The sequence below is a fragment of the Stenotrophomonas maltophilia genome (assembly GCF_025642255.1).
Classification (GTDB): Bacteria; Pseudomonadota; Gammaproteobacteria; order Xanthomonadales; family Xanthomonadaceae; genus Stenotrophomonas; species Stenotrophomonas maltophilia_P.
In genome coordinates this window covers 3,310,709-3,324,944 of sequence record NZ_CP106759.1, presented here as the reverse complement: position 1 = coordinate 3,324,944, position 14,236 = coordinate 3,310,709, and the positions used below count along the sequence as shown (strand labels likewise).

10 protein-coding genes and 1 tRNA gene are annotated in these 14,236 nt (G+C 67.1%); 3 read left to right on the top strand and 8 right to left on the bottom strand.

Annotated elements, in window-relative coordinates:
* Positions 1 to 24: 24 nt before the first annotated feature.
* The 8 genes from selD to fdnG form a co-directional block, all read right to left on the bottom strand.
* Positions 25 to 1,104 (bottom strand): selenide, water dikinase SelD, encoded by a 1,080-nt coding sequence (selD, locus tag N8888_RS15190; RefSeq protein ID WP_111186784.1) that lies wholly within the window; start codon positions 1,102 to 1,104, stop codon positions 25 to 27.
* 26 nt (positions 1,105 to 1,130) lie between these two features.
* Positions 1,131 to 1,226 (bottom strand) — tRNA-Sec (locus tag N8888_RS15185).
* Positions 1,227 to 1,250: 24 nt separating this feature from the next.
* The gene (gene selB, locus N8888_RS15180) at positions 1,251 to 3,182 is read right to left on the bottom strand and encodes a selenocysteine-specific translation elongation factor (RefSeq protein ID WP_263175609.1); all 1,932 of its coding nucleotides are present in this window, start codon (positions 3,180 to 3,182) and stop codon (positions 1,251 to 1,253) included.
* Positions 3,179 to 4,603 carry an L-seryl-tRNA(Sec) selenium transferase gene (selA, locus tag N8888_RS15175; protein WP_430542959.1) on the bottom strand — a complete coding sequence of 475 codons (1,425 nt, stop codon included), beginning with the start codon at positions 4,601 to 4,603 and terminating at the stop codon, positions 3,179 to 3,181. The genes selB and selA overlap by 4 nt, the downstream gene beginning before the upstream one ends.
* A gap of 4 nt (positions 4,604 to 4,607) precedes the next feature.
* Entirely contained in the window at positions 4,608 to 5,591 is a 984-nt protein-coding gene (gene fdhE / locus N8888_RS15170) for a formate dehydrogenase accessory protein FdhE (protein ID WP_263175605.1), read from the bottom strand.
* Between the two features lie 267 nt (positions 5,592 to 5,858).
* The gene (locus tag N8888_RS15165) at positions 5,859 to 6,506 is read right to left on the bottom strand and encodes a formate dehydrogenase subunit gamma (RefSeq protein ID WP_164150895.1); all 648 of its coding nucleotides are present in this window, start codon (positions 6,504 to 6,506) and stop codon (positions 5,859 to 5,861) included.
* Entirely contained in the window at positions 6,503 to 7,420 is a 918-nt protein-coding gene (fdxH, locus tag N8888_RS15160) for a formate dehydrogenase subunit beta (protein WP_065175731.1), read from the bottom strand. Before fdxH ends, N8888_RS15165 begins: the two co-directional genes overlap by 4 nt.
* Before the next feature lie 10 nt (positions 7,421 to 7,430).
* Complete coding sequence (fdnG, locus tag N8888_RS15155) at positions 7,431 to 10,499, bottom strand: formate dehydrogenase-N subunit alpha (RefSeq protein ID WP_262100489.1); 3,069 nt, start codon at positions 10,497 to 10,499, stop codon at positions 7,431 to 7,433.
* Between the two features lie 352 nt (positions 10,500 to 10,851).
* Here fdnG and gmk point away from each other — a divergent pair, with 352 nt between their 5' ends.
* From gmk to N8888_RS15140, 3 genes are all read left to right on the top strand, one after another.
* Positions 10,852 to 11,517 carry a guanylate kinase gene (gmk, locus tag N8888_RS15150; RefSeq protein WP_053519456.1) on the top strand — a complete coding sequence of 222 codons (666 nt, stop codon included), beginning with the start codon at positions 10,852 to 10,854 and terminating at the stop codon, positions 11,515 to 11,517.
* A gap of 110 nt (positions 11,518 to 11,627) precedes the next feature.
* On the top strand, positions 11,628 to 11,927 hold the full coding sequence (gene rpoZ, locus N8888_RS15145) for a DNA-directed RNA polymerase subunit omega (RefSeq protein WP_005410877.1): 300 nt from the start codon (positions 11,628 to 11,630) through the stop codon (positions 11,925 to 11,927).
* Between the two features lie 106 nt (positions 11,928 to 12,033).
* Positions 12,034 to 14,196 carry a RelA/SpoT family protein gene (locus tag N8888_RS15140; RefSeq protein WP_053519455.1) on the top strand — a complete coding sequence of 721 codons (2,163 nt, stop codon included), beginning with the start codon at positions 12,034 to 12,036 and terminating at the stop codon, positions 14,194 to 14,196.
* Positions 14,197 to 14,236: the final 40 nt, after the last annotated feature.

Below are 14,236 nucleotides of genomic sequence, written 5' to 3'. Positions count from 1 at the left end.
GCGCCTTCGGGCGCCCTCATCGTTTCAGCGCACGCTGACGCCGGCAGGCCCCGCCAGCAGGTGGCCGATCACCGCGGCCTGGGCAAACCCGGCGCCGGCAAAAACGGCATTCACCGCATCCACGGCGTCCGCTGCGCAGGATACGAGCAGGCCGCCGCTGGTCTGCGGGTCGGTCAGCAGTGGCTGCCAGTGGGCGGCCACGCCTTCGGCGAAATGCACCTGGCCGCCATACGAGGCCCAGTTGCGGTTGGATGCGCCGGTAACGCAGCCACGTTGCAGCAGGTCCAGGGTCTGCGGCAGCAGAGGCACCTGTGTGCTGTCCACCTCGGCGGCGACCCCGCTGGCACGGCACACCTCCAGCAGATGGCCGAGCAGGCCGAAGCCGGTGACGTCGGTCATGGCATGCACGCCGTCCAGCGCGGCAAGGGGCAGGCCCACGCTGTTCAGGCGGGTGGTCGACTCGACCATCTGCCGGTAGCCCTCGGCATTCAGCACTTCTTTCTTCAGCGCCGACGAATACACGCCCACGCCCAATGGCTTGCCCAGCACCAGCACATCGCCGGCGCGGGCATCGGCATTGCGCTTGAGCCGCTGCGGATCCAGCACGCCGATCGCGGCCAGGCCATAGATCGGCTCCACCGAGTCGATGCTGTGGCCCCCGGCCACCACGATGCCGGCGTCGGCACAGGCACGTTCGCCGCCCTGCAGGATGCCGCGGATCGTGTCCTGTGGCAGCGTATTGATGGGCATGCCGACGATGGCCAGTGCGAACAGCGGCCGCGCGCCCATCGCATACAGGTCCGACAGCGCATTGGTGGCGGCGATGCGGCCGAAGTCGAACGGGTCATCGACGATCGGCATGAAAAAGTCGGTGGTGGCGACGATCGCCTGGCGATCATCAAGCCGGTAGACCGCGGCATCGTCACTGGTCTCGCGGCCGACCAGCAGTTCGGCCGGCGCAGGGAACGCTGGGGTGCCCCGCAGCAGTTCGGCCAGCACGCCGGGTGCGATCTTGCAGCCACAACCGCCGCCGTGGGCCAGCGAAGTCAATCGCTGCGGAGCCTCGGCCGACGGGGGAAGTGGGGACTGCACATGCGAGGCCATGCCGGCATCTCCTGCAGGAACACGAATGGCGGAAGGCAGCAGGAGTCGAACCTACCAGGGAGCGATCGACGCCCCCTGCTGGGTTTGAAGCCCAGCCGCATGCCCGGATGCGCATGCCTTCCGAAGGTACGGCGGTACCGGTGCAGTCATCCGTGGGCGGTGTTCCATTGCAGGTCGCCGCGCGGCCGATGCTGGTCACCGACGCGTCGAGTGTAGCCAACGCGATTGAAGAACTCCAAGATCTGGATGCTGCGCTTGCGGCCCAGGCCGATGGCATCGCGGAATGCTGCAGCATCCACCATGCCGGTTGCCTGTGACAGCCGGGCGACCGTTGCCGCCAGCGCGTCGATGCGGGCCGGTGCGTAGAACAGGTCCGGCACCACCTGGAACAGCTCGCCGCGCGCTGCGGCGCGGCGCAGGACCGCACGCATCTCCTCCTCGGCGAAGCCGAGATCGGCCGCAAGCGTGCGCACCCAGGGCGGATCGAAACCACCGGCATCCAGACGTGGGAGCACGCGTTCGAGAAGCGCGCGCTCGCGTTCCGGCGGCGCATGGTCGTGGCCTGGCAGCCGCCACCACGCGCCCACGCGCTGCAACGCGCCATCGTCGAACAGGTCCTGCAGCAGTGCGTTCCAGAGACTGGTCGAGAGCGCGGGCAGGGTGCTGCGCTGCAGGCGCCCGCTGTCGACACCGGGCTCGTCCGGCCGTCGCTCGTGCCAGTCATGCAGCGAGCGGATCACCTGTTCGCGCAGCGCCTGCCAGTGCGAGGCGAGGATGATCACCGTGTCCTCGCGGGTGGCGATGCGCCGGGCATCTGCAGGGAGATCGATCTGTGCGGCCTCACGCCGGCAGTAGCGTTGCAGGGCGGCCAGCGCGATGCCGGCCGGTGCCTGCTGCAGCAGCGGCCCGACGCCGGCGCCGGCCGCGAGCTGTTCAAGGGCTGCCAACCACGCCCGGCGTGCCGGGCTGCGCCGACGTCGTTGCGGTGGATCGGGATCGAGCACGGTGCCGCCGCCCAGCGTATGCGCTGCAGCCGAATCGCGGGCGATGAAGCGATCGCCGCACATCGCGCAGACCGGGGCATCGAACACCAGCTGCACCAGCTGGCCGTTGCCACTGTCTTCATCCTCCAGCAGCACCACATGGGCCTGCCGGTGCATCGTGCCCCAGTGGATGTGCAGCGGTGTCCAGTCGCGCAGGGGCCGCACCTGTGCCGCAAGGCGAAGGCGTACGTCGACCCGGGTGGTGGCCTGCAGCGCGCGCGGATCGGCGATCCAGTCGCCGCGGGTGATGCCGTCGCGGGCGATGGCGGCCAGGTTCAGGGCACAGCGCTGTCCCGCGGCAGCCTGTCCACTGGCCTGGTTCTGCGCATGGATGCTGCGGATGCGCACGTCGATGGCGGTCGGCATCAACTGCAGATGCGCGCCGACCGCGGCCACGCCGCCCTGTACCGCGCCGGTGACCAGTGTGCCGTGACCGGCCAGCGAGAACACGCGATCCACCGGCATGCGGAACAGCTCGCTGCGGCGCTGGGCCGTCCGGCGGCTGTCGTTAGCGGCGGCCCACGCATGCAGGTGGGCGCGCAGCGCATGGATGCCGGCATCCGCGCTGTCGGTGCTGTTGCAGGCGAATACTGCAGACCCCTGCAGCGGTGTACCGGCCAGCAGGGCAACGATCTCCGCTTCGGCCTCGGCAATGCGCGCCGCATCCACACGGTCGATCTTGGTCAATGCCACTGCAGCGCGGTCCACACCCAGCAGCTGCAGGATCGACAGATGCTCACGGGTCTGCGGCATCACGCCGTCATCGGCGGCGATCACCAGCAGCGCCACATCGATGCCGGTGGCACCGGCCACCATCGTGTGCACGAAGCGCTCGTGACCCGGCACATCGACGAAGCCCAGCATCGCCGGAGACCCCTCTGCGCGTGCGGCCTCCACCGGCACATAGGCATACCCCAGTTCTATGGAGATGCCGCGCGCGCGCTCTTCCTGCAGGCGATCGGTTTCGATGCCGGTCAGTGCCCGCACCAGGCTGGTCTTGCCATGGTCGATATGCCCGGCGGTACCGACGATCATGCCTGCAGCGCGCTCCACTGGGCGAGGAAAGCAGCCTCATCCCCGTACTCAAGCCCGCGCAGATCAAGCCACAGCGCATCCTCGGCAATGCGCCCGAGCACCGGCCGTGGCAGGCCGCGCAGGCGCTTGGCCAGACGGTCCAACCCGGCAGCTGCAGCGACGCGGATGCGCAGGCCGGCGCTGGCCAGTTGCGCCTGTGGCTGCGCGCCACTGCCGACCTGGCTGTACATCGGCACCGCTTCAACCGCGTAATGCGCGGCCAGCGCCTGCTGCACGGAAGGCAGCAGGCGCTGTGCCTGCGCATGGATGTCTCCCTGTTCGCGGGACAGCGTGCGCAGGGTCGGCAGCCGCTGCGGCAGCAGTTCCGGTTCGCGGTACAGCGCCAGTACCGCTTCCAGCGCGGCCAGGCCCATCTTGTCCATACGCAGGGCGCGCTTGAGCGGATTGCGGTTGATGCGTGCGATGAGGTCGGCGCGGCCGGCAATGATCCCGGCCTGCGGTCCACCGAGCAGCTTGTCGCCGCTGAACGAGACCAGGTCGGCGCCCGCCGCCAGCGTCTCCTGCACTGTAGGTTCGCGCGGCAGACCGTGGGCAGACAGGTCGCACAGGCTGCCACTGCCAAGGTCCACCGCCAGTGGCAGCCCGTGCCCGTGCGCGATCGATGCCATCCGTGCAGTATCGACCTTGGCGGTGAAGCCGGTGATGGCGTAGTTGCTGGCGTGCACTTCCATCAGCAGCGCGGTGCGCGTGCCGATGGCGCTGTCGAAGTCGGCCGGATGGGTGCGGTTGGTGGTGCCCACTTCGCGCAGCCGCGCACCGGCGCTGCGCATTACATCGGGAATGCGGAAGGCGCCGCCGATTTCCACCAGTTCGCCCCGCGACACGACTACCTCGCGGCGATTGGCCAGGCTGTTGAGCAGCAACAGGACTGCTGCTGCGTTGTTGTTGACCACGGTCGCTGCTTCGGCGCCGGTCAGTTCGCAGACCAGTGCCCGCACGCGCGCATCGCGGTCGCCCCGTCGGCCCAGGGCGATGTCGAATTCCAGATCCACCGGCGCAGTCATCGCGCGGGTCACTGCGCGTACCGCCGCGTCCGGCAACAGCGCGCGGCCGAGATTCGTATGCAGCACCGTGCCGGTGAGGTTGAATACCGGCTGCAGATCCAGGCGTGCATCGGCTGCCAGCGCCGACTGCAGGGCCGCGACCACGCCGGGTTCCGCGACGGCCCGCTGCAGCTGTTCGGGTGACAGCTGGCCGCGGCCGCTGCGCTCGCGCAACCCCTGCACGTGCTCGCGCAGCAGATGGGCGATGCGGCTGCGGCCGTGGTCCCTGATCAGCGTCGACAACGCCGGCAGGCGCAGCAGGCGGTCCAGCGAGGGCAGGGCGCTGGCCGGGGCGGTGGGGGCGTGCACGCGAGGCATCGGTTCAGTCGCCGTCGGACTGCCAGAGCAGCGGATTCTGGCTGGCGCGCATGTAGCCTTCCTCGCCCAGCAACAGATCCAGCGCCAGGGTGCCGAGGTCGTCGGCGACCGGCTCCAGCGCCGGATCCTTCTCCATGTACAGGATCTTGCGGTAGCTGTGGCAGTGCTCGCAGGTCTCGGCACGGATCGCGCCTTCACGCACCACCTCGCCTGCATCGCCGTCGACCTCGGCCAGTGCGCGATAGGCGATGTCCTTGCCGGCCGCGCCGCATTGGCTGCACTGCACGCGCACGTAGTGCCACTGGCAGGCGCACAGCGAGCACGACAGATAGCGGTAGGAGGCGTAGGGTGGGCGCGCCTGCACCACACTGGCCACCGGCAACGAGCCGCACAGCGGGCACAGCCCGGGTGCATCGGCAAGCGGTTTCAGGTCGGTGGGGCGGAAGCTGGCCGCGAGTACGGCCCAGTACACCTGCAGCGCGTTCATCACCAGCAGGGCAGCGACCGCGTCCACCGACGGTGCGTCGTCGCGCTCAAGCACCGCATGCGCCTGTGCATCCAGCCAGGTGTCAGCGGCCGCGGCAACCCGTTGCAGTTCCTGTCGGGTCTCCACAGGCAGCCCGGCTTCATCGGCGCAGTGCCGGCACAGCGCGCGCAACCAGTCGCGCCATCGGCCATCGAGCTGAAGCGTGTTGGCGGGCCGCAATGGCATGCCGGCGCTGGCCGCCGCGCTCGACTGCTGCGCGCGGGCCTGCGCCTGCAGCGCTTCGCGTTGCTGCGGCGTCAGTTCGTCCAGCAGCGCCTGTTGTGCATCGGCCAGTGCCGCCAGCAGCTGCAGGTAGCCACCGATGGCACTGCGTCCGGCCAGGCTGCGCAGCCGGTCCGCACGTCCGCCGAACAGCGAGGCGATATCCGGCAGGATGATGCGCGGGACATCGCGCGAGGCCAGCGTCTCGATCTCACCGGGTTCAAGGATGCGTTGCGCCATGCGGGGCCAGCCGGAAGAACCAGTCTCCATCCTCGCCGTTGTCGACGCTGGCGTCCAGCGTGTTGCCGGCCATCTGAAAGGTCGGGGTCAGATCCGTCTTCCTCTGGAAAACGGATCTGACCCCATTGGTTGTTGCCGTGTTCATCGTGTCGACCAAGGTCGACACCCACCAACAGCAGCGGGACCCACCCCGCCATCCGGCGGCAACCTGCTTTTGACGTTGACGTTGACGTTGATCCGGCGGGTGCAGGGCCGCAGGCCCTGCCGTTACCCCTCTCCGCGCCGCCCGCGCAGGATGTCCCTGAACCACTGCCGATGGTGCTTGTAGGCCCACCCATAGGTCACCTTGCCCTGGGTCATCGCGCGCACCGAACCCTTGATCCAGATCGCGGCATAGATGTGCACCACGATGGCGCATACCAGTACCCAGCCAAACAGTGCGTGCACCAGCACCGAAAAACGGATCACGCCGATCGGGAACAGATGGCTGAAATACTGCCGCCAGATCACGAAGCCGGTCAGCAGCAACGCTGAAAGGCAGCCGATGATCGCCCAGAACAGCAGTTTCTGGCCGGCGTTGAAGCGGCCAACCGGTGGCAGTGTCTCATCCTCGTTGCGCAGCACTTCGCGCATGCCGCGCAGCCACGCGCGGTCGTCGGCGGTAGGCAGGTTGTCACGCCACATGCGCAAGGCGAGCAGGGCGAAGCCCACCACCATGGCCAGGCCGACGAAGGGATGCAGGATGCGTGTCCACGGCCCGCCACCGAACAGCGCCGTCAACGGGAACAGCGCAGGGTGGAACAGGGCCAGGCCGGACAGCGCGGTCAGCACGAAGCAGATCGCCACGATCCAGTGGTTGATGCGGGTCGGAGCGCGGTAGCGCACGATCTGGCGGGGGTGCGGGGCGTACTTCATGGCCGCTGCTCCTCTTCGATCTTCTTTGCTTCGTGCTCGGCCTGCTCTTCCTCCTCATCGTTGACCGTGTTGCGGCCGATGCCGATGTAGTGCAGGAAGCCCACGAAGGCTGTCGCGGCGATTGCCAGCACGCCCAGCGGCTTGGCCACCCCCTTCCAGACCTCGACCATGGGGCTGATGCGCGGGTCCTTGGGCAGGTCGGCGTACAGCTCCGGCTTGTCCACGTGCTGCAGCACGTACATCACGTGGGTGCCACCGACGCCCTGCGGGTCGTACAGCCCGGCATTCCCGTAGCCGCGTGACTTCAGGTCCTCGACGCGGCCGGCGGCATGCTCGGTCATCGCCTGCTTGCTGCCGAACGTGATCGCCCCGGTCGGGCAGGTCTTTACGCACGCCGGCTCCTGGCCCACGGCCACGCGGTCCGAGCACAGCGTGCACTTGTAGGCCTTGTGGTCCTTCTTTGAGATCCGCGGCACGTCGAACGGGCAGCCGGTCACGCAGTAGCCGCAGCCGATGCAGTTCTCCTCCTGGAAATCGACGATGCCGTTGGCGTACTGGATGATCGCGCCCGGCGACGGGCAGGCTTTCAGGCAGCCCGGGTCGCTGCAGTGCATGCAGCCCTCCTTGCGGATCAGCCACTCCAGCTTGCCCTTCTCGTCCTCGTACTCGCGGAACTTCATGACCGTCCACGACTGGTCGCTCAGGTCCGGCGGGTTGTCATAGCTGCCGACGCAGCTGCCGACCTCGTCGCGCAGGTCGTTCCACTCCATGCAGGCGACCTGGCAGGCCTTGCAGCCGATGCACTTGCTCACGTCGATCAGTTTGGCGACCTGTCCGGTGTGGGCACCGCGCGCCTGCGGCGAGGGCGTGGTGGTGGCCGAGCGGCGGATGATGTCCAGCGATTGCAGTGACATGGCGTGTCTCCTACACCTTCTCGACCTTGACCAGGATGCACTTCGATTCAGGCGTCTGCGAATTGCCGTCACCGATGGCGTTGGTCAGCGTATTGGCGATGTAACCGGGCTTGGCAGCACCCAGGAAGCCCCAGTGGATCGGCACGCCCACCTGGTGCACCGTCCTGCCATCGATCTGCAGTGCCTTGATGCGCTTGGTCACCATCGCTACGGCTTCGATGTGGCCACGCTTGGAGCTGACCCGCACGCGACTGCCGTTGCCGATGCCCAGCTCTTCGGCCAGGGCTGCGCCGATCTCGACGAACTGCTCCGGCTGGATGATGGCGTTGAGCTTGCCGTGCTTGGTCCAGAAGTGGAAATGCTCGGTCAGCCGGTAGGTGGTGGCCACGTGCGGGAACTCGTCCGGCGAGCCGATCTGCGCGCGGTCGCTGTCGAACACGCGCGCGGCCGGATTGTTCAGCGTCAGCGCCTGGCCCGGGCTCAGCGGGTTGCTGCGCAACGGCGTGTCGAAGGGCTCGTAGTGTTCCGGGAACGGGCCTTCGGCCATGCCGGCCTTGGCGAAGAAGCGGGCGATGCCCTCGGGGTTCATGATGAACGGGCCCATCCCGCCGGCCGGGTCTTCATCGGCCTTGAAGTCGGGCACGTCGATGTTGCCCCAGTTCCTGCCGTTCCAGGCGAGCAGGGTGCGTCGTGGATCGAACGGCTGCCCGGCGACGTCGCACGAGGCGCGGTTGTACATCACGCGGCGGTTGGCGGGCCACGCCCAGGCCCAGCCCAGCGTGTTGCCGATACCGGTGGGATCGCTGTTGTCGCGCCGTGCCATCATGTTGCCGGTCGGCCCCCACGCACCGATGTAGATCCAGCAGCCGGAAGACGTGCTGCCGTCGTCGCGCAGGTCGCCGAACGCGGCCAGCTGTTCGCCGGCCTTGCGCACCAGCCGGGTCGGGTCCTTCGGATCGAACACATCCACCAGGGCCTTGCCGTTGTACTCCATCGCCAGTTCTTCCGGCGTCGGCAGTTTCGGGTCGGCGTAATTCCAGGCGAGGTCGCGCACCGGCTCCCACCACGCGCCGCCGTCCTTCTCGTACAGCGCCTTGATGCGGTGGAACAGCTCGGACATGATCTCGATGTCGCTGCGCGCTTCGCCCGGTGCGTTGGCGCCCTTCCAGTGCCATTGCAGCCAGCGCGAGGAGTTCACCACCGCGCCGTTCTCCTCGGCGAACGAGGTGGTCGGCAGGCGGAACACTTCGGTCTGGATGGTGCTCGGGTCGACGTCGTTCAGTGCGCCATGGTTCTGCCAGAAGGCGATCGTTTCGGTTTCCAGCGGGTCCATGCTGACCATGAACTTCAGCTTGGAGAACGCGCTGATCAGCTTGCCCTTGTTCGGTGCCGAGGCCAGCGGGTTGAAGCCCTGGCAGATGTAGCCATGGATCCTGCCTTCGTTCATCAGCTCGTAGGCCTGCAGCATGTCGTAGGGCTTGTCGAGCTTGGGCAGGTGATCGAAGCACCAGTTGTTGTCGGCGGTGGCGGCATCGCCCCACCACGACTTCATCAGACTGACATGGAACTTCGGGTAGTTCTGCCAGAACGACATCTGGTTGGCGCGCAGCGGCTTCTGCGTGCGCTTGGCGATGTAGGCGTTGTAGTCCTGCTCGTCCTGCCTGGGCAGTGTCAGGTAGCCCGGCAGCAGGTCGGACATCAGGCCGATGTCGGTCAGGCCCTGGATGTTGGAATGCCCACGCAGGGCGTTCATGCCGCCGCCGGCCACGCCGATGTTGCCCAGCAGCAGCTGCACCATCGTGCCGGCGCGCACGTTCTGCGCACCGACGGAGTGCTGCGTCCAGCCCAGCGCGTACAGGATGGTCATCGCCTTGTCCTTGCCGGCGGTGGACGCGATCATGTCCCATATCTGGCGGATGCTGTCGGCGGGCGTACCGCAGATGCGTTCGACCATCTCCACGGTATAGCGTGCGTAGTGCTGCTTGAGCAGGTTGTAGACGCAGCGCGGGTCCTTCAGGGTCGGGTCGCTGCGTACGTAACCGTCGTCGCCATACAGGTAGTCCCAGCTGGAGCGGTCGTAGCTGCGCTTCTGCGGGTCATAGCCCGAGTACAGGCCGTCGGTGAAGGCGAATTCGTCCTTCACCAGGAACGACATGTCGGTGTAGTTCAGCACGTACTCGTGCTGGATGCGGTCCTCGGCCAGCAGGTAGTTGATCAGGCCACCCAGGAACACGATGTCGGTGCCGGTGCGGATCGGCGCGTAGACATCGGCCACCGCGGCCGAGCGGTTGAAGCGTGGATCGATGACGATCAGGCGGGCCTTGTTGTGTGCCTTGGCCTCGGTCACCCATTTGAACCCGCACGGGTGTGCCTCGGCGGCATTGCCACCCATGATCAGGATCAGGTCGGCATTCTTGATGTCGACCCAGTGATTCGTCATCGCACCTCGGCCTAGCGTCGGGGCAAGACCTGCCACCGTCGGGCCGTGTCAGACACGTGCCTGGTTGTCGAATGCGAGCATTCCAAGCGAGCGGACGACCTTGTGGGTCAACACCGCGGTTTCATTGCTGGTGGCCGAGGCCGCCAGCATGCCCGTGGTCAGCCAGCGGTTGACCGTCTGCCCCGCCTCGTTTTTCTGCACGAAGTTGGCGTCGCGGTCTTCCTTCATCAGCCGCGCGATGCGGTCCAGAGCGTCGTCCCAGCTCAGGCGCTTCCATTCGTTCGTACCCGGTGCACGGTATTCCGGGTAGAGCAGGCGCGATTTGCTGTGGATGATGTCGGCCAGGCCGGCGCCCTTCGGGCACAGCGTGCCGCGGTTGACCGGATGGTCCGGGTCGCCCTCGATGTGGAAGATGCTCGGCTCGGCGTTCTTGGCGCCATCGCCGAGGCTGTACATCAGGATGCCGCAGGCCACCGAACAGTACGTACAGGTGTTGCGGGTCTCGGTGGCGCGGGTCAGCTTGTACTGCCGCACCTCCGCGAGCGCGATGCCGGGCGCGAAGCCCATCAGGGCCAGGCTGGAGCCCACCAGGGTTGTCCCGGTGACCTTCAGGAACTGGCGGCGACTCATCGAGGGCATGCCGTTCTCCTTGGATGGCGGGGAGGCGTGCAGGCCTCCGGGCTGTCGGTGGGTACGGCCGTCGAAGGGGAGAACCGCCAGCATGCCGCGAGCGTCTTTCCGGGAACGACCGCAATGCCCCGGTTATAGCACAGCCCCCCGCATGCCCATGTGGCACAAGGCCGGCCCGGGTGTGGCCGGGCGCGCGGAGGGGCCGCTCTGGTAAAGTTGCGTGCCCGCACCCCGGGGAGCCGTCTGCCGGGCCTGGTTCCAGGATGTTCCGCGCAGTCCCTGCCGTCCTGGCGCGATCCTCCGCGCCACGTCTGGAACATCGAGGAAAAATTTTGCGAAATCAACCAGTTGGGTTCCGTGCATGAGCGCCCCGTCCACCCCGTCGGCCACCATCGCGCGCGGCACGCTGTACATCGTTGCCGCCCCTTCAGGCGCCGGCAAGAGCAGCATCGTCAACGCGACGCTGGCCCGCGACCCGCAGATCGCCCTGTCGATCTCCTTCACTTCGCGGGCCATGCGGCCGGGTGAAGTGAACGGTGAGCACTATCACTTCGTCACCGCAGAGAAGTTCGAGCAGATGATTGCTGCGGGCGACTTCTTCGAGCATGCATGGGTGCACGGAGACTGGAAGGGCACGGCGCGGCAGTCGGTGGAACCGCAGCTGGCGGCCGGCCAGGATGTGCTGCTGGAGATCGACTGGCAGGGCGCGCAGCAGGTCCGGCAGCTGGTACCGGGCACGGTCACCGTGTTCATCCTGCCGCCGTCCAAGCAGGCCCTGCAGGACCGCATGCGCAAGCGTGGGCAGGACAGCGAGGCGGTGATCGCCCAGCGCCTGGGCGCCGCCCGCGACGAGATGCTGCACTTCAATGAGTTCGACTACGTCATCGTCAACGAGGTGTTCGACACCGCCGTGGACGAGCTGTGCGCGATCTTCACCGCCAGCCGCCTGCGCCGCGAGGCCCAGAAGGTCCGCCACGCCGGGCTGATCCAGGCCCTGTTGACCCCTGATCCGGGCGCAACTGACTGATTCCAAAAGAATCGGGTGAGGGTTGGCTTGATTTTGTCCAGCCCCTGCCGGTACACTCCGTCCCCTTTCCCTCATTCGACTGAGCGGCCGACCGGTCGCCGGGAGCCCGTATGGCCCGCATCACCGTAGAAGATTGCCTGGAAGTCGTTAACAACCGTTTCGAGCTGGTCATGATGGCCTCCAAGCGTGCCCGCCAGCTCGCCAATGGCGTGCAGGCCACGCTGGACAACAGCGAGACCGAGGACAAGCCGACCGTGCTGGCGCTGCGCGAGATCGCTGCCCGCAAGATCGACAACGCGCTGATCGACGAAGTCGAGAAGGCCGAGCGTGAGCGCGCCGAGCGCGAAGCGCTGGAGTGGGCCGCCGCGGAAGTGGTCGCCGATGAAGACATGTCCAAGAACGACGATTGATCGCATCGATCAACGTCATCGCTGGACACGCCGAACAGCCCGCCCCGTGCGGGCTGTTTCGCATTCAGGATTTGCCGTAAACGTCGCGCTGGAATAGGCTTCGGGCATGAACCCAGGCCCCACTGCCAAGGTCGCCGCAGCCCCCACTGCCGCCGTACCCGACTACGTCCTCCAGCTTGAACGCGCCGCCCATTACCTGCCGCCGGAGCAGCTGCCGCTGCTGCGCCGTGCCTGGGAAGTCGGGGCCGCTGCGCACGCTGGGCAGACACGCAAGTCGGGCGAGCCCTATATCACCCATCCTGTGGCGGTTGCGCAGGTGCTGGCCGAGCTCGGCCTGGATGTCGAAGCGCTGATCGCCGCGATCCTGCACGACACCATCGAGGACACGCCGCTGACCCGCGAGGCGCTGGCCGCCGAGTTCGGCGAGCCGGTTGCCGAACTCGTCGATGGCGTGACCAAGCTGGACAAGCTGAAGTTCCGGGACCGCCAGGAAGCTGCCGCGGAGAGCTTCCGCAAGATGCTGCTGGCGATGTCGCGCGACCTGCGCGTGATCATGATCAAGCTGGCCGACCGCCTGCACAACATGCGTACGCTGGGCGCCCAGAGCCGCGAAGCGAGGAGCCGCATCGCCCGCGAGACGCTGGAGATCTACGCGCCGATCGCGCAGCGGCTGGGCATGAGCCTGGTCAAGAGCGAGCTGCAGAACCTGGGCTTCAAGGCGTTGTATCCGTGGCGCCACGCGATCCTGGAAAAGCACATCCGCAGCCAGCCGGTGGTGCGCCGCGAGGCGATGGCGCAGGTGGAAGTGCAGCTCTCGCAGCGACTGGCGAAGGAGGGCATCGAACACCGCCTGGTCAGCCGCATCAAGACGCCGTGGAGCATCTACAACAAGATGCGCGACGAGAACAAGAGCTTCGACCAGGTGATGGACGTGTTCGGGTTCCGCCTGGTCGTGCGCAGCGTGCCCACCTGCTATCACGCACTGGGCTCGGTGCATGCCACGTTCAAGCCGCTGGACGGTCGCTTCCGTGACTTCATCGCCATTCCCAAGGCCAACGGCTACCAGTCGCTGCACACCGTGCTCTTCGGACCGTACGGCTCGCCGATCGAGGTGCAGATCCGTACCGAGGAAATGGACCTGATTGCCGAGCGAGGCGTGGCCGCACACTGGACCTACAAGTTCGGTGGCGATTCTCCCAACAGCGCGCAGAGCCGTGCCCACGCGTGGATCGTCGAGTTGATCGATTCGCAGCGCGCGGCCGGCTCCTCGCTGGAATTCCTCGACAACGTGAAGGTCGACCTGTTCCCGGACGAGGTCTACCTGTTCACGCCGAAGGGCAAGATCCTGGCCCTGCCGCGCAATTCCACCGCGCTCGATTTCGCTTACGCCGTGCATACCGATGTCGGCAACATGGCGGTGGCCTCGCGCGTGGACAAGAAGCTGGTGCCGTTGCGCACCAAGCTGGTCTCCGGGCAGTCGGTGGAGATCATCACCGCGCGTTCGGCCACGCCCAAACCACAGTGGCTGGAGTTCGTGGTCACCAGCAAGGCGCGCACCGCGATCCGCCACCAGCTCAAGCAGCTGGAGCACGAGGACGCCGTGCAGCTGGGCCACCGCATGCTTGACCGTGCGCTGGAGGCGATGGATTCCTCGCTGGAGCGGCTGCCGAAGGGGCGCCTGGATGCATTCCTGGCCGAGCACCGTTTCCCGCGTCTGGAGGCCCTGCTGGCGGAAGTCGCGCTCGGCAACTGGATGCCGACCCAGGCCGCGCAGGCGCTGATGGCCTATGCGGAACTGCGTGGCGGCCCGCATTCGCGCCACCACTCGCAGGAGAAGATCCTGATCAATGGCAGCGAGCGCGGCGTGGTCACCTTCGCGGGCTGCTGCCAGCCGATTCCCGGCGACGACATCATGGGGTACCACACCGCCGGCAAGGGCATCGTGGTGCATCGCATGGACTGCCCGAACCTGGCCGAGCTGCGCAAGTCGCCCGAGCGCTGGGTGCTGATCGGCTGGGATACCACCGTTTCCGGTGACTACGACACCTCGCTGGTGGTGGAGGTGGAGAACGGTACCGGCGTGCTGGCCCAGCTTGCCGCCGCGATCGCGCAGAGCCAGTCCAACATCGAGCGCGTGGATTATCTGGATCGCGACTTCAACGCTGCCGTGCTGGCGTTCAACATCCAGGTGCGCGACCGCAACCACTTGGCCGAGGTCATGCGGCGCCTGCGCCGCCTGTCGGTCGTGCAGTCGGTGCGCCGCCAGTAAAGCCACGCCATGCGTGGATGGTTCTTGTGGAGCCGAGCCC